Origin of the sequence: Pseudomonas syringae pv. tomato str. DC3000, from assembly GCF_000007805.1 — a bacterium.
GTDB classification, from domain to species: domain Bacteria; phylum Pseudomonadota; class Gammaproteobacteria; order Pseudomonadales; family Pseudomonadaceae; genus Aquipseudomonas; species Aquipseudomonas avellanae.
Map to the genome: position 1 here is coordinate 2,951,243 of NC_004578.1, position 20,144 is coordinate 2,971,386.

The 20,144-nt window shown below is 61.2% G+C and carries 20 protein-coding genes; 6 read left to right on the top strand and 14 right to left on the bottom strand.

Going from position 1 to position 20,144, the window contains the following annotated elements; genetic code table 11:
• Both PSPTO_RS13735 and PSPTO_RS13740 read left to right on the top strand, forming a co-directional pair.
• On the top strand, positions 1 to 2,217 hold the full coding sequence (locus tag PSPTO_RS13735; protein ID WP_007245994.1) for a xanthine dehydrogenase family protein molybdopterin-binding subunit: 2,217 nt from the start codon (positions 1 to 3) through the stop codon (positions 2,215 to 2,217).
• A gap of 2 nt (positions 2,218 to 2,219) precedes the next feature.
• Positions 2,220 to 3,188, top strand: coding sequence for an XdhC family protein (locus tag PSPTO_RS13740; protein ID WP_007245995.1), 969 nt, complete (start codon positions 2,220 to 2,222; stop codon positions 3,186 to 3,188).
• Here the strand turns inward: PSPTO_RS13740 and PSPTO_RS13745 are convergent.
• Entirely contained in the window at positions 3,169 to 3,792 is a 624-nt protein-coding gene (locus tag PSPTO_RS13745) for a nucleotidyltransferase family protein (RefSeq protein ID WP_005762703.1), read from the bottom strand. The genes PSPTO_RS13740 and PSPTO_RS13745 overlap by 20 nt on opposite strands.
• Before the next feature lie 142 nt (positions 3,793 to 3,934).
• Here PSPTO_RS13745 and PSPTO_RS13750 point away from each other — a divergent pair, with 142 nt between their 5' ends.
• On the top strand, positions 3,935 to 4,519 hold the full coding sequence (locus PSPTO_RS13750) for a flavin reductase family protein (RefSeq protein ID WP_005762701.1): 585 nt from the start codon (positions 3,935 to 3,937) through the stop codon (positions 4,517 to 4,519).
• 282 nt (positions 4,520 to 4,801) lie between these two features.
• Here PSPTO_RS13750 and PSPTO_RS13755 read toward each other — a convergent pair whose 3' ends face one another.
• Positions 4,802 to 6,193: an aldehyde dehydrogenase family protein gene (locus PSPTO_RS13755; protein WP_005762699.1), complete on the bottom strand. Its 1,392-nt coding sequence runs from the start codon at positions 6,191 to 6,193 to the stop codon at positions 4,802 to 4,804.
• A gap of 102 nt (positions 6,194 to 6,295) precedes the next feature.
• On the opposite strand from PSPTO_RS13755, the gene PSPTO_RS13760 reads away from it, so the two are divergent.
• Positions 6,296 to 7,174 carry a putrescine utilization regulator PtrR gene (locus tag PSPTO_RS13760; RefSeq protein WP_005762697.1) on the top strand — a complete coding sequence of 293 codons (879 nt, stop codon included), beginning with the start codon at positions 6,296 to 6,298 and terminating at the stop codon, positions 7,172 to 7,174.
• Between the two features lie 5 nt (positions 7,175 to 7,179).
• Here PSPTO_RS13760 and PSPTO_RS13765 read toward each other — a convergent pair whose 3' ends face one another.
• Entirely contained in the window at positions 7,180 to 8,274 is a 1,095-nt protein-coding gene (locus PSPTO_RS13765) for a tartrate dehydrogenase (protein ID WP_011104133.1), read from the bottom strand.
• A gap of 112 nt (positions 8,275 to 8,386) precedes the next feature.
• On the opposite strand from PSPTO_RS13765, the gene PSPTO_RS13770 reads away from it, so the two are divergent.
• Complete coding sequence (locus PSPTO_RS13770) at positions 8,387 to 9,292, top strand: LysR substrate-binding domain-containing protein (protein WP_007246000.1); 906 nt, start codon at positions 8,387 to 8,389, stop codon at positions 9,290 to 9,292.
• Positions 9,293 to 9,338: 46 nt separating this feature from the next.
• On the opposite strand, the gene PSPTO_RS13775 is transcribed toward PSPTO_RS13770, so the two are convergent.
• The 5 genes from PSPTO_RS13775 to ribBA all read right to left on the bottom strand — a co-directional run bounded on the left by PSPTO_RS13775 (position 9,339) and on the right by ribBA (position 14,677).
• The gene (locus PSPTO_RS13775) at positions 9,339 to 10,493 is read right to left on the bottom strand and encodes an ABC transporter ATP-binding protein (protein WP_005762690.1); all 1,155 of its coding nucleotides are present in this window, start codon (positions 10,491 to 10,493) and stop codon (positions 9,339 to 9,341) included.
• Positions 10,490 to 11,305 carry an ABC transporter permease gene (locus PSPTO_RS13780; protein WP_011104134.1) on the bottom strand — a complete coding sequence of 272 codons (816 nt, stop codon included), beginning with the start codon at positions 11,303 to 11,305 and terminating at the stop codon, positions 10,490 to 10,492. Before PSPTO_RS13780 ends, PSPTO_RS13775 begins: the two co-directional genes overlap by 4 nt.
• A gap of 6 nt (positions 11,306 to 11,311) precedes the next feature.
• Positions 11,312 to 12,268 carry an ABC transporter permease gene (locus PSPTO_RS13785; protein WP_005762686.1) on the bottom strand — a complete coding sequence of 319 codons (957 nt, stop codon included), beginning with the start codon at positions 12,266 to 12,268 and terminating at the stop codon, positions 11,312 to 11,314.
• Entirely contained in the window at positions 12,253 to 13,278 is a 1,026-nt protein-coding gene (locus PSPTO_RS13790) for an ABC transporter substrate-binding protein (protein ID WP_005762684.1), read from the bottom strand. Before PSPTO_RS13790 ends, PSPTO_RS13785 begins: the two co-directional genes overlap by 16 nt.
• A 289-nt stretch (positions 13,279 to 13,567) precedes the next feature.
• Positions 13,568 to 14,677 carry a bifunctional 3,4-dihydroxy-2-butanone-4-phosphate synthase/GTP cyclohydrolase II gene (gene ribBA / locus PSPTO_RS13795; RefSeq protein ID WP_011104135.1) on the bottom strand — a complete coding sequence of 370 codons (1,110 nt, stop codon included), beginning with the start codon at positions 14,675 to 14,677 and terminating at the stop codon, positions 13,568 to 13,570.
• 94 nt (positions 14,678 to 14,771) lie between these two features.
• Here ribBA and PSPTO_RS13800 point away from each other — a divergent pair, with 94 nt between their 5' ends.
• Complete coding sequence (locus PSPTO_RS13800; RefSeq protein ID WP_005762682.1) at positions 14,772 to 15,062, top strand: DUF1330 domain-containing protein; 291 nt, start codon at positions 14,772 to 14,774, stop codon at positions 15,060 to 15,062.
• 99 nt (positions 15,063 to 15,161) lie between these two features.
• Here PSPTO_RS13800 and PSPTO_RS13805 read toward each other — a convergent pair whose 3' ends face one another.
• From PSPTO_RS13805 to PSPTO_RS13830, 6 genes are all read right to left on the bottom strand, one after another.
• Positions 15,162 to 15,725 (bottom strand): NUDIX hydrolase, encoded by a 564-nt coding sequence (locus PSPTO_RS13805; RefSeq protein ID WP_005762680.1) that lies wholly within the window; start codon positions 15,723 to 15,725, stop codon positions 15,162 to 15,164.
• Between the two features lies 1 nt (position 15,726).
• Positions 15,727 to 16,479 carry a GntR family transcriptional regulator gene (locus PSPTO_RS13810; RefSeq protein ID WP_011104136.1) on the bottom strand — a complete coding sequence of 251 codons (753 nt, stop codon included), beginning with the start codon at positions 16,477 to 16,479 and terminating at the stop codon, positions 15,727 to 15,729.
• Positions 16,480 to 16,669: 190 nt separating this feature from the next.
• Entirely contained in the window at positions 16,670 to 17,155 is a 486-nt protein-coding gene (locus PSPTO_RS13815) for a flavin reductase family protein (protein ID WP_003382778.1), read from the bottom strand.
• A gap of 13 nt (positions 17,156 to 17,168) precedes the next feature.
• Positions 17,169 to 18,650: an aldehyde dehydrogenase gene (locus tag PSPTO_RS13820; RefSeq protein ID WP_011104137.1), complete on the bottom strand. Its 1,482-nt coding sequence runs from the start codon at positions 18,648 to 18,650 to the stop codon at positions 17,169 to 17,171.
• Positions 18,647 to 19,495: an alpha/beta fold hydrolase gene (locus PSPTO_RS13825; protein WP_007246008.1), complete on the bottom strand. Its 849-nt coding sequence runs from the start codon at positions 19,493 to 19,495 to the stop codon at positions 18,647 to 18,649. Before PSPTO_RS13825 ends, PSPTO_RS13820 begins: the two co-directional genes overlap by 4 nt.
• Positions 19,496 to 19,529: 34 nt before the next feature.
• A complete protein-coding gene (locus PSPTO_RS13830; protein WP_005762667.1) occupies positions 19,530 to 20,120 on the bottom strand; it encodes an amino acid synthesis family protein in 591 nt (196 codons plus the stop codon).
• Positions 20,121 to 20,144 lie beyond the last annotated feature (24 nt).

Below are 20,144 nucleotides of genomic sequence, written 5' to 3' on the forward strand. Positions count from 1 at the left end.
ATGAGCGATAACATCATCGGCAAGCCGCAGCGTCGCATCGACGGCGGCCAGAAAGTCAGTGGTCAGGCGCGCTACGCGGCTGATCACGCCATGGACAAGATGCTCTATGCCTATGGCGTCTACAGCACGATTGCCAATGGCCGCGTGGTTGCCATCAACGATCAGCAGGCGAAGGCGATGCCCGGCGTGGTGGACATCTTTCACCACGGCAACTTTCCCACCCTGCACCGCACCCCGAACACCAAGCTGAGCTTTGCCAAAATGCTCTCGGCCAGCAAGGCTGACGAGCACAGGCTGCCGTTCGAGGACGACAAGGTGTACTACCCCGGCCAGTTTGTGGCGCTGGTGGTGGCTGAAAGTTTCGAGCAGGCGAGGGCGGCTGCCCATCGCGTGACGGTCGATTACGACCAGCGTCCGGCCGTCAAGGACCTGCAGGAAGGCCTGCGCGTGAACGGCACCCGTGATGGCGGCGCCGGCCACAACCGTGGCAACCCGGACGGCGCGTTCCAGAGCGCAAAAGTGAAAGTCGATCAGACCTATACCACGCCGGTTGAAGTGCATAACCCGATGGAAATGCACGCCAGCACCGCATGGTGGCAGGACGGCAAACTTTTCGTCTACGAAAGCACCCAAGGGGTGGTCAACCACCGCAACCTGCTGGCCAACGTGTTTGACCTGTCGCCCGACCGTGTGGAAGTGCGGGCACCGTTCATCGGCTCAGGCTTCGGCGGCAAGCTGTGGCCGTGGCCGCACTCGGTGGCCGCCTGTGCGGCTGCCCAGGTCACTGGTCGCCCGGTGCAATTGGTGCTGCCGCGTGCGCAGATGTTCACCACGGTGGGCCATCGCCCCGAAACCCGTCAGCGCCTGCGCCTGGCTACCGATGCCAGCGGCAAGCTGACGTCGATTCGTCATGAGTCGCTGAACAACACCTCGATGCTCGATGATTACACCGAAAACTGCGGTGGCGTGACCAAAAGCCTGTATTCGTGCGAAAACGTAATGGTCAGCCACAAGATCAGCCCGATCAACCGTGGCACACCAACGTCGATGCGTGCGCCGGGCGCGGCACCTGGCTTGTTTGCGCTGGAGTCGGCCATTGACGAAATGGCCCTGGCCAGCGGCATGGACCCGCTGGCGTTTCGCAAGCTTAATCTGTCCGACAAGGATCAGAGCGTCGGCTTGCCGTGGTCCAGCAACCACTTGCCGGAGGCCATCGACAAGGCTGCCGAGCGTTTCGGCTGGCAGGCGCGCAAGGCCGCTGTGGGCTCTATGCGCGAAGGCGATGAAATCATCGGTTACGGCATGGGCGCGTGTAACTGGGAAGCCCATCAAGTGCCGACCGATGCGCGGGTGGTCCTGCGTTCCGACGGCACGGCGCTGGCGCAATGTGGCTTGCAGGACATTGGCACCGGAACCTACACCATCGTCGCCCAGACCGTCAGCGAGTTGACCGGCATCCCGATTGAGCGTGTCGAAGTGGAATTGGGCAGCTCATCCTTTCCGCCAGGCCCTGTTTCGGGTGGTTCGTGGGTGACCGCCAGCGTGATGCCGGCCATTGCCGGGGCCACGCGTGAAGCGTTGCAGAAGCTGCGTCAGTACGCCATCAGCAAGGATGCCGTGTTTGCCGGGCAGGACCCCGAGTCGATCAAGGTCGAGAACGGGCAACTGGTGATGGGTGAACAGCGCGCCAGCTTCGTCGATGTTCTGAAGGGGCAGCGCCTGTCGCGCGCCGAGGGCAACTTCCAGAGCGGTATGCCTGAAGCGGGCAAGTATTCTTTCCGTTCGTTTGGCGTGCATTTTGTGGAGGTGCGCTGGGATCCGGGCATTTCCAGCCTGCGCGTGTCGCGGGTGGTCAGCGCCATTGATGTGGGCAAGGTGATCAACCCGCTGGCGGCGCGCAATCAGGTCGAGGGCGCGATTGTCATGGGCATTGGCATGGCACTGTTCGAAGCCGGTGAATACGACCCGCGCAGCGGCATGCCGGTCAATAACAACTACGCCGAGTACGTGGTGCCGGTGCATGCGGATCAGCCGGACATCGACGTCATGCTGCTCGATTACCCCGACTACAACCTGGGCGAGTTCGGCGCGCGGGGCATTGGAGAAATCGGTGTGACCGGGCTGGCCGCTGCGGTGGCCAACGCTGTCTATCACGCAACTGGCAAACGGGTGCGCAGTCTTCCCATCACCAAGGAAAAACTGATGGCAGGGTTGTAACGATGAAACAGCTCGACTTGCAGGTTGTACAACAGGCACGGGACTGGCTGGCCGGTGGCAAACCGGTCTGGCTGTGCACGGTGCTCTCCACGTTCGGCTCGGCCCCGCGTGGACCGGGGGCCATGCTGGTGGCGCTCGGCAGCGGCGAGCATCGTGGTTCGCTGTCTGGCGGCTGTGTAGAGGAGGATTTTCTCGAGCGTGTGGCTGCCGGGCAGTTTCAGCCGCTCAATCAGGTGGTTCGCTACGGCGATGGCGGGTTTGCACCCACGCGCGCCTTGCCTTGCGGTGGGGTACTGGATGTCCTGATCGAGTTCATCGCGCCGAGCCTGGACGCCGACGCGCATCTGGCGGCTATCGAACAGGCGCTTGCCGGGCGTGAGCTGGTAAGCCGGGAAGTGCAGTTGGGCGGTGGGCTGAGAGACATCGGGCCTGCCACGCTGGGCGAGGCGCGGGTGCAGGTAGACGGCGAGCGCATCAGCATTCGCATGGGGGCGGTGTATCGCGTGCTGCTGGCCGGGTTGTCGCCGGTCGCCGAGTTCTGCGCCAGCTTTGCCGTCGCGATGGGCTATGAGGTGATCGTCTGTGACCCGCGTGTCGAGGTTACGGCAGGGTTTTCGATGCCGGGCGTTGAAGTGCGCGGGGTATTGCCTGCGGTATTCATCGCCGAGGGCGGCTGTCACAGTTCGACGGCGGTACTGGCCTTGACTCATGACCCGAAACTGGATGACTTGAGCATGCTTGAGGCTGTACGCACCGAGGCGTTTTACATCGGCGCGATGGGTTCGATGCGCACCAGTAGCAAGCGTATCGAGCGCCTGGCCAGAATCGGCGGGCTAGACAGCGAGGTGCTGGAGCGAATTCATGCACCCATCGGCCTGAACCTGGGCAGCAAGACACCTGCGGAGATCGCCATCGCGGTGATGGCCGATATCCTTCGGGTCGCCAACGGCGTCAGTCGCGCCCGGCTGTAAGGTGTTGCCGGCAAGCGATTGCCAACGCTGACCGGGTGTCTGCATCGCGCAGCACGCCGGGGTCGTCGCAGTTCATGACGTCGCAAAATGCGGGGTTGTTCGTGATCAGGGCCTTCGCGCCCTGGTCGCCCTCAAGTGCCAGCAATCGGGGCCAGAACCGTCGTCCGATGATCACCGGATGACCGCGCTGCCCTTCATGCATCGGCAGGGCGATGCGCTGTGGGTCAGCCAGTCTGGCCAGATCGCGCAGGGTCTGCGGCTCAATCCACGGCATGTCCGCGAGCAGAATGGCCACTGCGTCGGCGGATGAATTCAGCGCTGCGGCAATGCCGGCTGCAAGGCTATGGCCCATGCCCAGATCTGCGTGTTTGCAGCGAATAATCGTCACTTTCGACGGAATGCCCAGTGTCTGAACCTCATCGTCCTCGCGCAGGACGACGCCTGTTTCGGTAAATACCTTGCCGGCCGTTTCCAGGCAGGCCGTCAGCAAGGTGCGCCCGCAGGGCAGCAGCGCCTTTCGTTTATCACCGTCAAAACGCCTGCTGCGGCCTGCGGCGAGGACCAGGGCGAACACTTTGGGTATCTGGCTGTCTATGCTGCTCAATCCGAAACCTTATGCGTGGGTGGGGGCAGGGTTGTGCAGTCTGTCTGCCGCTGCACAATGCAGTATGGCGTGGCGAACGCACAATGCCTTATTTCGCTGCCTTGCCGGTAGCGGCACGAACCATGTTTTCCGAGGGTAACAAGTGGACAATCACATTCGTCCGGTCGAGCTGGAAAAGGCCTACCGATTGCTCAACCATGGCCCGACCGTGCTGGTGTCCTCCAGTCATGAAGGCACCCATAACGTCATGGCTGCGGCCTGGGCTTGCGCGCTGGACTTCTCGCCGCCCAAAGTGACGCTGGTGATTGACAAGATCACCAAGACCCGTGGGCTGGTGGAAAAAAGCGGTTACTTTGCGCTGCAGGTGCCCAATCTGGATCAATTGCAGATGACCTTCGACGTCGGCACCCAAAGCAAGGTGTTTACCCCCGACAAGCTGGACAAGGCCAATGTGGACCTGTTTCGCATTGAGGATCACCACACCCCGCTGGTGGCCGGATGCTCCGCCTGGCTGATCTGCAAAGTCATCCCCGAGCCGCACAATGAACAGACCTACGACCTGTTCATTGGCGAAGTGGTCGGTGCCTGGGCGGATAACCGCGTGTTCAACGAAGGGCATTGGCAATTCGAAAAAGCCGATCCGAAATGGCGTAGCCTGCACTACATCGCAGGCGGGCATTTCTACACGATTGGCGAGCCTGCGGTGGTGGAAACGGGCGAGGAGTAATCAGCGACGCGCCGGGTACTGCGTGGTAGCGGATCGGGCGACGCTTCGCTTGCCCACGATCTCTCGGTTTTCGTGGGAGCGGACTTGTCCGCGAACTGCCGGGAACCGGCAGTAAAATCGGCCGCCTCGGTGTGCCAGACACAGCCAATGTGACCGGTTTCAGGGCCGCTTCGCAACCCTTCGTGGACAAGTCCACTCCTACGCCCTCCGGGCAGAAGCCCATTCTCTGCACTCGTCAAGATATGCGCCGAGCCGCATGGGCATGAGATGTTCTCCCGACCCTCAATGACGATCGCGCCACACGGTTTGTGCATTGCAGAATTCGCGTAAACCGAAGTGCGAGAGCTCGCGACCAAAGCCGCTTTTTTTCACACCGCCAAAGGTCACCCGTGGATCTGAGGCGCTGTAGCCGTTGATAAACACACCACCGGTTTCCAGTTCTTCGGTCATGCGTTGCGCAAGCTCCAGATCACGGGTGTACACCGTCGCGGTCAGGCCGAATTCGCTGTCGTTGGCCAGTTCCAGGGCGTGCTGCGCGTCGCGTGCGGTGATGATCGAAGCCACCGGGCCGAACAGTTCCTGCCTGAACGAGGTCATCTGGTCGGTAACATCGCCCAGCACCGTCGGCTCGTAGTAATTGCCCTGGCCATCCGCCTTCCTGCCGCCCAGCAACAGCGTCGCGCCTTCGGCCAGGGTGTCCTGAACCTGGGCATCCAGTTCGTCACGCAGATCAACGCGTGCCATCGGGCCGATATACGTCTCGCCGCACAGCGGATCGCCGATCACCAACTGGCGAGTCTGCTCAACGAACCTGCGGGTAAATTCCTCGACCACGCCTTGCTCGATGATCAAACGCTTGGCCGCCGCACAGACCTGCCCGGTGTTCTGGAAACGACCGATCACCGCTGCTTTCACGGCTTGATCCAGATCCGCATCATTGAGCACGATAAACGGGTCGGAACCGCCCAGCTCCAGCACACACTTCTTCAGCGCAGCACCGGCCTGTGCACCAATCGCCTGCCCGGCACGCACGCTGCCGGTCAGCGTGACAGCGGCAATGCGTGGGTCGGCAATAGCTTTTGAAACACCTTCCGGGGTCACGTTGATGACTTCAAACACACCTTCTGGAAAACCTGCACGCTTGAACGCGCCCAGCATCAAGTAGGCACAGCCCATCACGTTGGGCGCATGCTTGAGCACGTAGGTATTACCCGCCAGCAGCGTCGGGATCGCACCGCGCAGCACCTGCCAGATCGGGAAATTCCACGGCATCACCGCCAGAATCGGCCCCAGCGGGCGGTATTCAATGCGTGCCTTGTCATGCTCGACCTGGGTGGGTTCGGCAATCAGCATCGCCGGCCCGTGCGCCGCATACCAGTCGCACAACTGCGCGCATTTCTCGACTTCGCCTCTGGCCTGCGCCACGGGCTTGCCCATTTCCCGGCTGATCATCCGGGCGATGTTTTCAGCGTCGTCGCGCAACACCTGGCCCATGGCGATGATCAACTGCGCGCGTTGCTGGACAGGTGTACGCTTCCAGCCTGCAAAGCCTGCCGCCGCGCGGGAAAGTGTGCGGTTCAGTACAGCATCGGATTCAAAGGCATAGCTACCGATCTGTTCGCCCGAAACCGGGTTGATCGAGATCGCGTGGGTGTTGCTGGAAACAGTGGTCATTGCGCCATCCTGTTGAGGTGGGGAGTGAAGCCAGAATATAGGCGTGCAATGTTTTCTAAAACTGAATAATAATGATCGAATCGTTCACGTTTGGAGAATACTGTGGATCTGGTTCAGCTCGAAATATTCAAGGCTGTCGCTGAACACGGCAGCATCAGCGCAGCCGCGCAGCAGATTCATCGAGTGCCGTCGAACCTGACCACGCGCATCAAGCAGTTGGAACAGGACCTGGGCGTGGATCTGTTCATCCGCGAAAAGCACCGCTTGCGCCTGTCGCCCGCCGGCTGGAATTTCCTCGATTACACGCGGCGTATTCTGGACCTGGTGCAGGAGGCGCGGCTGGCGGTGTCGGGAGAAGAGCCGCAAGGGCCTTTTTCATTGGGCTCGCTGGAAAGCACTGCGGCTGTACGGATCCCCGCGCTGCTGGCGGCCTACAACCAGCAAAATGCAAAAGTCGAACTGGACCTCTCCACCGGACCGTCCGGAACCATGATCGACGGCGTTCTTGCCGGGCGACTGGTCGCCGCGTTTGTCGATGGTCCGGTGCTGCACCCGGCTCTTGAGGGCGTGCCGGTGTTCGAGGAGGAAATGGTCATCATTGCGCCGTTCAATCATGCGCCGGTCAAACGCGGGCGTGATGTCAGCGGTGAGAGCATCTATGCGTTTCGCGCCAATTGCTCGTACCGCCATCACTTCGAGCGCTGGTTCACCGACGACGCCGCCGTGCCGGGCAAGATCCACGAAATGGAGTCCTACCACGGCATGCTCGCCTGCGTCAGCGCCGGTGCCGGCCTGGCGCTGATGCCGCGCAGCATGCTGGAAAGCATGCCCGGTTGCGCCACGGTCAGCATCTGGCCGTTGTCCGAGAAGTTTCGCTACCTGCACACCTGGCTGATCTGGCGGCGCGGCACGGTTTCACGCAGCCTGACCCGCTTTGTGGCGTTGCTGGAAGAGCGGGCAACGCCAGCAAGCCTCGAGTAACGCTGTTAACGCGCCGCGCCAACCCGCCCCGCAATCGCCGCACCCACTTCCTGCGTCGAGCGCTGGCCGCCCAGGTCAGGGGTTACCTCGCCGCTGGCGATGGCCTGTTCAATGGCCATGATGATTTCGTCATGCGCCGCCGTGAAGCGCTTGTCGCCTTGGCCGAGGAATTCCAGCATCAGGGCGCCGGACCAGATCATGGCGATCGGGTTGGCGATATTCTTGCCGAAGATGTCGGGCGCCGAGCCGTGAACCGGTTCGAACAGCGACGGGAAGCGGCGCTCCGGGTTGAGGTTGGCCGACGGCGCAATGCCGATGGTGCCTGCGCAGGCCGGGCCGAGGTCGCTGAGGATGTCGCCGAACAGGTTGGAGGCCACCACCACGTCGAAGCGCTCCGGTTGCAGCACGAAACGCGCGCACAGGATGTCGATGTGTTGCTTGTCCCAACTGATCTCCGGGTAGTGGCTGGCCATCGCCTCGGTGCGTTTGTCCCAGTAGGGCATGCTGATGGCCATGCCGTTGGATTTGGTCGCGGAGGTGACGTGCTTGCGTTCGCGCTTTCTGGCCATCTCGAAAGCGAACTTGAGAATGCGGTCGACACCGCGACGGGTGAACACCGATTCCTGCAGCACGAATTCGTTGTCGGTGTTCTCGAACATGATCCCGCCCAGCGACGAGTATTCACCTTCGGTGTTTTCCCGGACCACGACAAAATCGATGTCGCCCGGTTTACGGTTGGCGAGCGGGCAGGGTACGCCGGGGAACAGGCGCACCGGGCGGATGTTGGCGTACTGATCGAACTCGCGACGAAACTTGAGCAGCGAGCCCCACAGGGAAATGTGATCGGGCACTTTATCGGGCCAGCCCACAGCACCGAAGAAAATCGCATCAAAGCTTTTCAACTGATCAAACCAGTCGTCCGGCATCATCTTGCCGTGTTCCAGGTAGTAATCGCAGCTGGCCCATTCGAAGTACTCGAACTGCAGCTCCAGCCCGTGTCTGGCGGCGGCAGCCTGCACCACGCGCACGCCTTCGGGCAGCACCTCCAGGCCGATTCCGTCTCCGGCGATGGCAGCAATGCGCAATTTCTTGTTGTTCATATCGGGCACTCTCGTTGGGCGGCTTGTAGGGGTGGGTAGTACAGGCTGCCCATGCTATAAGCACACGATGCAAAGATAATCAGCCGATTAATGGATTGAGAAAACACGATTCATGAATTATCCAAACCTCGATGACCTGAACGTGTTCATTCACGTCGCTCGACGCTCGAGCTTTGTTGGCGCTGCCAATGAACTGGGTATGTCTGCCGCGTACGTCAGCAAGCGCGTCAAGCTGCTGGAGCAGAACATGGGCGTGGTGTTGCTGCACCGTTCCACAAGGCAAGTGTCGATTACCGAAGATGGCGAGCGGGTTTATGAGTGGGCCAAGGGCATTCTGGAGTCTGTGCAGCAGATGGGCGATGAGGTCGCGGCGTTGCACGGCGAGCCCAGCGGCCTGTTGCGAGTGGTCAGCAGTCAGGGCCTGGGTCGCCGCTTCGTGGCACCGGCCTTGTCGGAGCTGGCGGCGCGTTACCCGAAGCTGGATATCCGCCTGGACATTCAGGATCGGTTGGTGGACCTGATCGAGGAGGGCGTGGATCTGGACATTCGCGTCGGCAACGACATCGCCCCGCACCTGCGCGCCAGGCATCTGGCCAGTAATTGGCGCGTGCTGTGCGCAAGCCCCGCGTATGTGCAGCAGCACGGCGTTCCGCTCAGTCTGGCTGAACTGGCCAACCACGATTGCCTGGTGATCAAGGAGCGTGACCGGCCGTTCGGTATCTGGCATCTCAACGGCTCGCAGGGTGCTGAAACCGTGAAGGTGACCGGCAGCCTTTCCACCAACCACGGCGAAATCGCCCGGCAGTGGTGTCTGGACGGGCGCGGGGTGTTGTTGCGTTCGCTGTGGGATGTGCGTACCGATCTGGCTGAAGGCCGGTTGGTTCCAGTGCTGCCCGAATACCGGCAGGATGCCGATATCTGGGCAGTTCACACCTCGCCGCTGATGAGTTCGGCCAAGGTCCGTGTCACGGTGGAGTTCTTGCGTGAGTATTTTGCCGTGCACCACGCGCCTGTCTGATTCTGGGTCGTGATTGTGTGGTACGACTCTGAATCATGACTCTGAATCAGTGCGCGCCAGCCGCCTTGTTCAGGTCGCTGTCGGTCCATTCGGTGTAGATACACGCATCGGCGGCGGCCCAGCGCACGCGCACCGGATCTGCGGCTTTTAAGGGCATGCCGGTGGCGGACAGCGCTTTGACGGTCATCGCTGTGCCGCCAGTGGTCACCACCGAGCACGTCTGGCTTTCGCCGAGAAACAGCACCTCGGTGACAGTGGCGCTGACCTCGTTCCAGCCGGCTTCCAGCGGCGTGGCGGCGGCCTGGGCCACACTCAGTGCCTGGGCTTTTTCCGGGCGCACCATCAGCAGCACGTCCTGATCGGTTTTGAGGTTGGAGGTCAGCCGAATCGCCAGCGAACTGCCTTCAAACGTCGCAACGGCGTTGCCCTGTGCCTTGAGCTTAAGGAAGTTCGAGTTGCCCAGAAACGAGGCGACAAAGGCATTCGGCGGGTTCTGATACAGGTCGTAACCGGTGCCCAGACCGACGATCTTGCCGTGGCTGAAAATCGCGATGCGCTGGGACAGGCGCATGGCTTCTTCCTGATCGTGGGTCACGTAGACAATGGTGATGCCTAGCCTGCGGTGCAACTGGCGCAATTCGTCCTGCAGGTCTTCGCGCAGCTTCTTGTCCAGCGCACCGAGGGGTTCGTCCATCAGCAGGATGCGTGGCTCGTAAACCAGCGCCCGGGCAATGGCGACCCGTTGCTGCTGGCCACCGGACAATTGCGAAGGGCGACGATGAGCGAAGGCTTCCAGTTGAACCAGCTTGAGCATGGCATCGACCTTCTTTTCGCGCTCGGCTGCTGGCAGCTTGCGGATCGCCAGCGGGAAGGCAATGTTGTCGCGAACCGACAGGTGCGGGAACAGCGAGTAGCGCTGGAACACCATGCCGATGTCGCGCTTGTGCGGCGGCACATTGACCAGCGATTTGCCGCTGACCAGGATTTCACCTGAACTGGGCGTCTCGAAACCGGCGAGCATCGACAACGTGGTGCTTTTACCCGAGCCACTGGAGCCCAGAAACGTCAGGAATTCACCGTCCTGAATCTCCAGAGAAATATCATCGACGGCTGCGAAGTCACCGTAATGCTTGTTCAGGTTGCACAGCGCAACCAGCGGTTTCTGATGCGCTGGGGCGGGGTCTTTGATCACGGCACTCATGACGTACTCCTGGCTTCGTTGCGGCGACGCAGGGCCGCGGCGATGAACATGATCAGCACCGACAGGGCGATCAGCAACGTTGAGGCGACAGCGATGACCGGGGTCAGGTCCTGACGCAGGGTGGTCCACATCTTGACAGGCAGGGTCTGCAGGGTCGGGCTGGCCATCATCACGCTCAGCACCACCTCATCCCACGACACGAGAAACGCGAACAGCGCGCCGGCCATCATGCCCGGACGGATGCCGGGGAAGGTCACCTTGTAGATCGCCTGCAAGCGTGACGCGCCGCAGATCACCGCAGCGTCTTCAATGGACTGATCGAACAGCTTCAGCGAATTGATAATCGAGATGATGGTGAACGGCAAGGCGACGATCACATGGCTGACCACAAAGGAAAACAGCGTCCCGGTATAGCCCAGCTTGAGAAACAGCGCGTAGACCGCCACGGCGATGATCACCAGCGGCACGATCATCGGCAACGTAAACACGCCGTACAGGATGTCGCGTCCCGGAAAGCGGCCGCGTACCAGTGCGAACGCGGTCGGCAGGCCGAGCGCCACCGACGCGATGGTGGTCAGAATCGCCACCTTGAAACTGGACATGGCGGCGGCCATCCAGTCAGGGTTTGAGAAAAACTGCTGATACCACTTCAGCGTCCAGCCGGGCGGCGGAAACACCAGCCACTGCGAGGAACCGAACGACAACAGGATGATGAACAGGATCGGCAGCAACAGAAACAGCGCGATCAGCGCGGTGGTCAGGTACAGACCCGTGCGCAGACCAGGGCTCATGGCATTGGGCGTCAGGAGCATGGCGGTTTACCTCGCGTTGCTGGCGCCGACCGGAGATTCCGGCTGGAGCTTCAGGTAGAAGTAGAACAGCACCAGCGTGATCAGCACCAGCAACGCGGCGGCGGCACTGGCCAGCCCCCAGTTGAGGAACGACTGCACCTGCTGGACGATGAATTCGGGCAGCATCATGTTCTGCGCGCCACCCAGCAACGCCGGGGTGACGTAATAACCGAGCGACATGACAAATACCATCAGTCCCCCGGAAAAAAGCCCCGGACGGCACAGCGGCAAAAACACCCGGAAGAAATTGGTCCACGGGCTGGCCCCGCAGATCGAACCCGCCTGCAGCACCATCGGATCGATGGCCTGCATGGTCGCCTGCAATGGCAGGACGATGAACGGAATCATGATGTAGCTCATGCCGATCACCACACCGGTCAGGTTGTGGACCATTTCCAGCGGTTGATCGATGATGCCCATGCCCATCAGCGCCTTGTTGATGACCCCGGACGCTTGCAATAGCACAAGCCAAGAGTAGGTGCGCGCCAGCAGGCTGGTCCACATCGACAGCAGCACAATATTCAGAATCCAGCGGCCCCAGCCGCGTGGCACCAGCGTGATGACCCAGGCCAGCGGAAAGCCCAGCAGCAGGCTGAACAGCGTGACCAGCCCGGCAACCGAGAAGGTGTTCAGCAAGACCCTGGAATAGGCCGAGTTGGCGAACAGTTGCTCGTAGTTGCCAAGGCCGGGCACCGGTTCAAGTACCCCGCGCAGCAACAGGCCGATCAGCGGAGCGAAGAAAAACAGGCCCAGAAAGATCAGCGCCGGCAGCAGGTTGCGGCTGCCACGCCAGCGCTGCGCAAGGGAAGGGGATGGCTGCATGCTCGTCGCCTTGTGGTGTGCCGTGCCGGCGGTGCTGGGTGCACCATCGGCCGGGATGGGTTGACGAGGAACGGCAGCCGTCATTTTTACTTGACCAGCCATTCGTTCCACCGTGTCGCAATGTCGGAACCGTTCTTGGCCCAGTAGGCGAAGTCGAGGGTGATCTGGTCGGCGACATGCGCGGTCGGCAGGTTAGGCGCCAGCGTGGAGTCCAGACGCGCCACACTTTGCGTGTTGACCGGTGCGTAGGCACTCAGGTTGGAGAAGTCCGCCTGGCCTTTGGCGCTGGTCGCGTTGGCGATGAACTTCATCGCTGCGTCCTTGTTTTTTGCGCCTTTGGGTACGACCAGAAAATCAGCCATGACCAGGTTCTGTTTCCAGCTCACGCCCACCGGTGCGCCGTCCTGTTGCAAGGCGTAGACACGGCCGTTCCACATCTGGCCCATCGACACTTCGCCGGAAGCCAGCAGTTGCTGCGACTGTGCACCGCCGCCCCACCAGACGATGTCTTTCTTGATGGTGTCGAGTTTCTTGAAGGCGCGATCCAGGTCCAGCGGGTAAAGCTTGTCGGCGGCTACGCCATCGGCCAGCAGGGCCAGTTCCAGCACGCCGGGGCTTGGCCATTTGTACAGGGCGCGTTTGCCGGGGTAGGTCTTGGTGTCGAACATGGCAGACCAGTCCGCAGGCGGCTTGGCGCCTACCTTGCTCTCGTTGAAGCCGAGCACGAAGGAGAAGAAGAACGAACCGGCGCCGTGATCGGTCACGAAACGTTTGTCGATTTCGTCGCGCTTGATGGTGTTGAAATCCAGCGGCTCCAGCAGACCTTCACTGGCGGCACGCAAGGCAAAGTCGGCTTCGACATCGACCACGTCCCACTGCACGTTACCGCTTTCGACCATGGCCTTGAGTTTGCCGTAGTCGGTCGGGCCATCCTGCACGACCGTGATACCACTGGCCTTGCTGAACGGTGCCGCCCAGGCCTCTTTTTGAAAGTCTTGGGTCGAACCGCCCCAACTGACGAAGTTGACGCTGTCGGCAGCCAAGGCGGCGGCGCTGGAAAAAGCCAGCACGCCTGCTGCCAGGACTGCCGTTGCACGTTTGTTCAACACCATGTTCACGCCCTCATTTGTTGTGTTTTGAGCGGGCTTTTGTCGCCCGCTTAGTCGGGAGCAGTAGGTCCAATGGGCCTTGAAACTGAAAACTGTCAGGTGCTTTTATTGGTGTTTTTGCTTGCCGATGTACCTGACAAAACATTCGGTTGATGGAATGTCATATTATGGTATTCCAAGCTTTCTGCAAGCGTTTTGCCCTGTCAAAATGCCTTCATCGCCTGTTTTCAACGGTGAATACCAGAGGCTGCCAGTGGCCGGTTATCGTGCTTGCCTGGCCTGATCATCTGGCTCAGCCGGGAAATGGAATACTTTCAATCACTTCCAGATCGTAGCCGGTCAGGCCGGCATATTTGAGCGGAGGGCCGAGGTGGCGCAGCTTGCCGATCCCCAGGTCCTGCAAAATCTGCGCGCCGGTGCCGACCTCGGAATAGATACGTGATTGCGAGCGGGTGTACTGGCGCGGTGGCTGGGTCAACTGCGGAATGCGCTCCAGCAACGCTTGTGACGATTCGTGATTGGCCAGCACCACGACCACGCCGCAGCCTTCTTCTGCGACGCGCTGCAAGGCGGCCCAGAGCGTCCAGTTGGCCGGACCGGTGTACTCGGCGCCGACCAGATCACGCAGCGGGTCAACCACGTGCACGCGCACCAGCGTCGGGTCTTCGCGACGGATATCGCCCATCACCATGGCCATGTGCACGCCGCCTTCGATGCGGTCTTCGTAGCTGAACAGGCGGAAGGTGCCGTGCACCGTGGGCAGCTCGCGCTCGCCGATTCTGACGATGGTGTGCTCGGTGCTCAGCCGGTAATGGATCAGGTCGGCGATGGTGCCGATACGGATGCCGTGTTTTTCGGCGAACAGCTCCAGGTCAGGGCGACGCGCCATTGTGCCGTCGTCATTCATGACTTCGACAATCACCGAGGCGGGGGTAAAACCTGCCATGCGTGCCAGGTCGCAACCCGCTTCGGTGTGCCCGGCGCGGGTCAGCACGCCGCCGTCGCGAGCGCGTAACGGGAAAATATGGCCCGGCTGCACCAAGTCGTCAGGCACTGCCCCCGGATTGACCGCCGCCTGCACGGTGCGCGCGCGATCTGCTGCGCTGATGCCGGTGGTCACGCCCGTCGTCGCTTCGATGGACACAGTGAACGCGGTGGCGAAAACGCTGCCGTTGCTCGGCACCATCTGTTCCAGCCCGAGGCTTTTACAGTGCTCGTCGGTCAGCGTCAGGCAGATCAGCCCGCGTGCTTCGCGGGCCATGAAACTGATCGCCTGGGCTGTGCAGCAATCGGCGGCAAGCAGCAGATCACCTTCGTTTTCACGGTCCTCATCATCGACCAGCAACACCATCTTGCCTTGGCGATAGTCTTCAATGATGTCTTCGATGCGATCGAATGCCATGCTCATGATCCCGGTTTTATGGATGAATGAATCGTGGTATACCATAAGACAGAATATTTCATAGATTCCCTATCATTGAAACAGCGAGATCGTGATGAAGGCTTATTGGATTGCCCACGTGGATGTGACCGACCCTCAGCAGTACAGCGAATATACCCAGCGCGCGCCAGCCGCTTTCCAGCTGTTTGGCGGCAAATTTCTCGCCCGGGGCGGCCGCTCGGAAGCGATTGAAGGGCGAGCAACGCCGCAACGCACGGTGATTATCGAATTTGAATCCTACGAACAGGCAGTTGCCTGTTACCACTCGCCCCAATACCAGAATGCCATGAGCCATCGGCAGGGCGCGGCAAAGGCCGAAATCGTGATAGTTGAGGGGCAGCCTTAGGGTGTCAGCTGCAAGCCACAAGCTTCAAGCTTCAAGCAAAACCAGGTACGCCTCGGACCGCTTCGCTTGCAGCTTGCAGCTAACCGCTTGAAGCTGCTCTTAACGAATAAAGTGGACCTTGCCGGTGTCGTCGTTGCCGATATAGATGCCGTACACACCGGCATGGCGTTCTTCAATGTAGCGCTCAAGAATCTGGCGGATGGCGGGGTAGTAGATGCTGTCCCAGGGGATGTCTTCGGGGGCGAAGAATTTGTAGTCCAGGGTTTCCGGGCCGAACTGACCAGTGACTTCCAGCGCGATGGCGCGGAACACGATGTACACCTCGCTGATGCGCGGCACGCTGAAGATGGAGTAGGGCGAGACGATTTCGGCGCGCACGCCGCTTTCTTCCCAGACTTCACGCAGCGCCGCCTGCTCGGTGGTTTCGCCACTTTCCATAAAGCCGGCTGGCAGTGTCCAGGTGCCGGGGCGCGGCGGTATGGCGCGCTGGCAGAGCAGGTACTTGCCTTCCTGTTCGATGATGCAGCCGGCAATGATCTTCGGGTTGACGTAATGAATGTACTGGCAACTTCCGCATATCAGCCGCGCATGGGTGTCGCCGCCGGGGATGCGCTGAGCCAGGTCAGCGCTACCGCATTGAGGACAGAAGCGCGGTGTCACCATGTCAGCGACCTATGCGCGGTTCTTTGATGACCACAGGCGCGACGATCTCGCGGACTTTGGTGCCTTCGGCCTGCTTGGATTTCAGGTATTCCAGCGCGACTCTGGCAGCGTTGCGGACGTGATCGACCGACGCTTGATGCGCGGCCAGCGGGTCGCCGCTCTTGATGGCTTCGACCATCAGTTCCATTTCCTTGTTGCTGGCACCGCGGCGGTTTTCCTGAGAGACCGAGGTGGCGCGCAGGTAGCTGATGCGTGCCTGCAACTGACGTAGCTGGGTGGCTGCAACGTGGTTGCCCGAGCCCTCCAGCAATACGTCGTAGAAACCCTGCACCGAATCGATGACCTGCTGCAACTCGCCTTCCTTGAGCGATTGGCGATTCACTTCCAGCGCCTTTTCCAGCGCGCGGATGTCCCTGGGGCTGGCGCGCAGGGTGAACAACTGGACGATCAGGCCTTCCAGCACGCAGCGCAACTCGTAGATATCGCAGGCATCTTCCAGCGTAATGATGGCCACCCGTGGGCCTTTGGCGTCGGCGAACTCCACCAGCCCTTCGGACTCCAGATGGCGCAGTGCTTCGCGTACCGATGTACGGCTGACCCCAAGCCGGTCACACAGGTCCCGCTCGACCAGACGATCGCCCGGCAGCAGCTGGAAGTTCATGATCGCGCTGCGCAGCTTGTCCAGCACAATCTCCCGCAGGGTGACGGGGTTGCGGTTGACTTTGAAGGTGTCGTCGAGTGGCAGGCGTTTCATCGGGTGTGCTCGAAATGGGCTGTCAATGTAGAAGGCTGGCAATGTGAAGAAGTGACCTTAAGCATAGCCTGAATCCTATCGGCAGCCCGCTGAGTACGCGGGCTGCTGCGTGCCCCGAAAGTTCAGACCCGGAGCGCGGCCGAGTTTATCACGCTCATGCCCGCAACCACCAAAAGCGCCCGATGCCGCCTCAGACGATCGGCGCCAGTGCCCCCATCTTGCCCCGGTGATAAATCATCGGCGTCACGGGAATGGCGGGCAGAATCAGGTTTTTCACCGCGCCGACGATAATTGCATGATCGCCGCCGTCGTATTCGCGCCACAGCTCGCACTCGATGATCGCGGTTGCCTTGCCCAGCAGCGGGTTGCCCAGCTCGCTCAGGTGCCACTCGATGCCTTTGGTCTTGTCCTTGCCTTTGCTGGCGAACGCATAGGCTTCGACCTGCTGGTCGGCAGACAACAGGTGAATGGCAAACTTCTTGCTGTCACGCAGCACCGGGTAGGTGTCGGAGGCGTAATTGGGGCAGAACAGCACCAGCGCCGGGTCAATGGACAGCGCGCTGAAGGCACTGGCGGTGATGCCGACCAGATTGCCTTCAGGGTCCAGCGTGGTGACTATCGTCACGCCCGACGGGAATGACGCCATGACTTCTTTATAGATACTGGGTTCGATCATCGCAGCGGCCTCGTTAACGCATGACAAATGGATCAGGCATGGGCGCCTGCGAAAGGTTGATCCACACCGTTTTCAGCTCGGTGTAGGCCAGCACGGAGTCTATCCCGCTCTCGCGGCCGTAGCCGCTATTTTTGAAACCACCGATGGGCGCCATCGCCGATACGGCGCGATACGTGTTGACCCAGATGATCCCTGAACGAATGTCCCGTGCCAGCCGGTGGGCGCGGCCCAGGTCGCGGGTCCAGATCCCGGCAGCCAGACCGAACTGCGAGTCGTTGGCGATCGCCAGCGCTTCGGCTTCGTCCTTGAAGCGGATCACAGACGCGACCGGGCCGAACACTTCTTCCTGCATGATCTTCATCGAGTTGTGGTCGCACTCGAACAGTGTCGGCTCATAAAACCAGCCTTTGCTGTCCAGTTCGGGGCGCTTGCCGCCCAGGCGCAGGCGTGCACCTTCGGCAAGCGCGTCGGCCACCAGGCCTTCCACCACAGCCAACTGCTGGGCAGTGGCCATCGGGCCCATTTCGGTGCTTTCATCCAGCGGGTTGCCGATGCGGATACGGCTGGCGCGTTCAGCCAGACGCTCGACGAATTCATCGTAGATCTCGTCCTGCACCAGCAGCCTGGAGCCGGACACGCAGCTTTGCCCGGACGCCGCATAAATGCCAGCGACCGCGCCATTGATGGCGCTGTCCAGGTCGGCGTCGGCGAAAATGATATTGGGTGATTTGCCGCCCAGTTCCAGCGACAGTTTGGCGAAGTTTTCGGCGCTGCTGCGCACCACATGACGCGCCGTGGCTGCGCCGCCGGTGAAGGCAATCTTGCGCACCAGCGGGTGGCGGGTCAGGGCTGCGCCGGTGGTCGGTCCGTAGCCAGTGATAACGTTGACCACACCGGGCGCAATGCCGGCTTCAAGCGCCAGTCGCGCCAGTTCCAGCACGGTGGCCGACGCGTGTTCCGAAGGCTTGAGGACGATGGTATTGCCGGCAGCCAGTGCGGGTGCCAGCTTGATGGCGGTCAGGTACAGCGGGCTGTTCCAGGGGATGATCCCGGCAACCACGCCCATCGGCTCGTGCACCGTGTAGGCAAACAGGTCCGGCTTGTCGAGGGGCAGGGTGCCGCCTTCGAGTTTGTCAGCCAGCCCGGCGGTGTAATGAAAGAACTCTGGCAGGTAACTGACCTGGCCACGGGTTTCGCGAATCAGTTTGCCGTTGTCGCGGCTTTCCAGTTGCGCCAGGTGTTCCTTGTTCTCGGCGATCAGATCACCCAGCCTGCGCAGCAACTTGCCGCGTGCGGTGGCAGTCAGGCCTCGCCACTCCTGGCTTTCAAACGCTTTTTGCGCCGCCTGCACGGCGCGCTCGACATCCGCCTCACCCGCGTCGGGCAACTGCGCCCAGGGTTCGGCCAGTGCCGGGTTGAGGCTGTCGAAGGTCTTGCCGGACAGCGCATCGACCCACTGGCCGTCGATGCACATCTGAAAGCGGGTAAGGCTCATGCAACGCTCCCCTTTATCGAACTGTCGGCGGATGCCGGGTTGGCGAGGCCGATTTTTTCAAAGAACCCGAGTAACACCTGGTTGACCAGGCGTGGCGACTCAACCGGCATCATATGGCGTTGATCGGGCAATATCGCGACGTCTGCACCGCTAATACGCATGGCCAGCTCGCGAGCCATTCCCGGCGTGGAGCCAGGGTCGAGTTCACCGGTGGCGATCAGCGTCGGCGCACGAATATCGCCCAGATCCTCTGCACGGTACATGTCTTGTGTGGCAAACAGCTTGTAGGTGGTCAGATAGCCCTGCGGATCATTGCTCGCCAGATTCTGCCTGATGGCGGCGATCTGTGCCGGGTTGGCCGCCTGGTATTCGTGGCTGAACCAGCGCGACAGCGCCTCGCCTGCGTTGGCGTCCGGGCCGTGCTCGGCTGCCTGGCTGGTGCGTGCAATGACGCCCGCCCGCTGTTCCGGGCTGCGATTGAACACGCTATTGAGGATGACCAGCCCCGACAAAAGCTGAGGGAATTGCAGCGCGAACGCCCGCGCCACAAGCCCGCCCATCGAGAAGCCGACAACCGATGCCTGCGGCACGCCAAGGTGTGCCAGCAGTTCGCGCAATTGCTCGGCGTAGCCCGGCAGGCCGGTGTCCGGATCAGGCCGCGGGCTGGCGCCGTGGCCCAGCATGTCGTAGGCAATAACCCTATAACGCGGGGCCAGCCCGACGATCTGGCCGCCCCACATCTCTTTGTTCAGGCCCACCCCGTGAATCAACACCACGGGATGGCCTTGGCCGGTAGCCAGGTAGCTGGTACCTGCCGGGGTGCGCTCAGCGGTGAGCTGAATCATGGATCGCTCCTGCGCAGACGTTGAGAGGGGTGGGTTACTGAGCCTTTTCAGCGGCCAGTTCTTCCAGATCGATATAGCGATTGCCGATGCGCGGGTGCAGACGTCCGCCGTTGGCAGCGCCCAGGACGATGATGATTTCGTCGGCGCGTGGCGAATCTTCGATGTGCATTTCCAGGGTGATGTAGTGCGAGCGCAGGCCTTCATCGTCCTTGTGCATCATCGGCACCTGAATGGACGTGCCCGGGCCGCCGCGTTTGTTGGTAAAGCTCAGGTAACTCTTGGCCTTCACCGCCTCACGGTAATGATTGCCGAAGCGCAGGGTGTGAATCACCGCCGAAGCGTGTTCGATCTCGCCGTCCGCACCGACCACTGCAGCCTTGCCATAGGCCTCAATGTTGTCTGCGCCGCCGATGGCATCGGTAAGGCGCTTGACCATCAATTCACCGAGGTCCGAACAGTTGGCGCGGATCTCCGGTTTCAGGTCTTCGACAAACCCGCGACCCAGCCACGGGTTCTTGATCACCACCGCCAGGCCAGTCATGGTGACCGGTTTGTCGGTGGCCTTGCCGCCTTCGATGAAGGTTTCTTCGGTGTAATTGACGATCTTGCGAATTTCAAAACTCATGACGACTCCCGGATCGATCACTGT

Excerpts from the sequence above, each read along its gene's own strand:
- PSPTO_RS13800 (WP_005762682.1), top strand. The coding sequence starts at position 14,772 with ATGAAGGCTTATTGGATTGCCCACGTGGATGTGACCGACCCTCAGCAG.
- PSPTO_RS13810 (WP_011104136.1), bottom strand. The coding sequence starts at position 16,479 with ATGAAACGCCTGCCACTCGACGACACCTTCAAAGTCAACCGCAACCCC.
- PSPTO_RS13740 (WP_007245995.1), top strand. The coding sequence starts at position 2,220 with ATGAAACAGCTCGACTTGCAGGTTGTACAACAGGCACGGGACTGGCTG.
- ribBA (WP_011104135.1), bottom strand. The coding sequence starts at position 14,677 with ATGGCATTCGATCGCATCGAAGACATCATTGAAGACTATCGCCAAGGC.
- PSPTO_RS13815 (WP_003382778.1), bottom strand. The coding sequence starts at position 17,155 with ATGATCGAACCCAGTATCTATAAAGAAGTCATGGCGTCATTCCCGTCG.
- PSPTO_RS13765 (WP_011104133.1), bottom strand. The coding sequence starts at position 8,274 with ATGAACAACAAGAAATTGCGCATTGCTGCCATCGCCGGAGACGGAATC.
- PSPTO_RS13735 (WP_007245994.1), top strand. The coding sequence starts at position 1 with ATGAGCGATAACATCATCGGCAAGCCGCAGCGTCGCATCGACGGCGGC.
- PSPTO_RS13820 (WP_011104137.1), bottom strand. The coding sequence starts at position 18,650 with ATGAGCCTTACCCGCTTTCAGATGTGCATCGACGGCCAGTGGGTCGAT.
- PSPTO_RS13770 (WP_007246000.1), top strand. The coding sequence starts at position 8,387 with ATGAATTATCCAAACCTCGATGACCTGAACGTGTTCATTCACGTCGCT.
- PSPTO_RS13825 (WP_007246008.1), bottom strand. The coding sequence starts at position 19,495 with ATGATTCAGCTCACCGCTGAGCGCACCCCGGCAGGTACCAGCTACCTG.
- PSPTO_RS13780 (WP_011104134.1), bottom strand. The coding sequence starts at position 11,305 with ATGCTCCTGACGCCCAATGCCATGAGCCCTGGTCTGCGCACGGGTCTG.
- PSPTO_RS13785 (WP_005762686.1), bottom strand. The coding sequence starts at position 12,268 with ATGGCTGGTCAAGTAAAAATGACGGCTGCCGTTCCTCGTCAACCCATC.
- PSPTO_RS13830 (WP_005762667.1), bottom strand. The coding sequence starts at position 20,120 with ATGAGTTTTGAAATTCGCAAGATCGTCAATTACACCGAAGAAACCTTC.
- PSPTO_RS13790 (WP_005762684.1), bottom strand. The coding sequence starts at position 13,278 with ATGGTGTTGAACAAACGTGCAACGGCAGTCCTGGCAGCAGGCGTGCTG.
- PSPTO_RS13755 (WP_005762699.1), bottom strand. The coding sequence starts at position 6,193 with ATGACCACTGTTTCCAGCAACACCCACGCGATCTCGATCAACCCGGTT.
- PSPTO_RS13805 (WP_005762680.1), bottom strand. The coding sequence starts at position 15,725 with ATGGTGACACCGCGCTTCTGTCCTCAATGCGGTAGCGCTGACCTGGCT.
- PSPTO_RS13775 (WP_005762690.1), bottom strand. The coding sequence starts at position 10,493 with ATGAGTGCCGTGATCAAAGACCCCGCCCCAGCGCATCAGAAACCGCTG.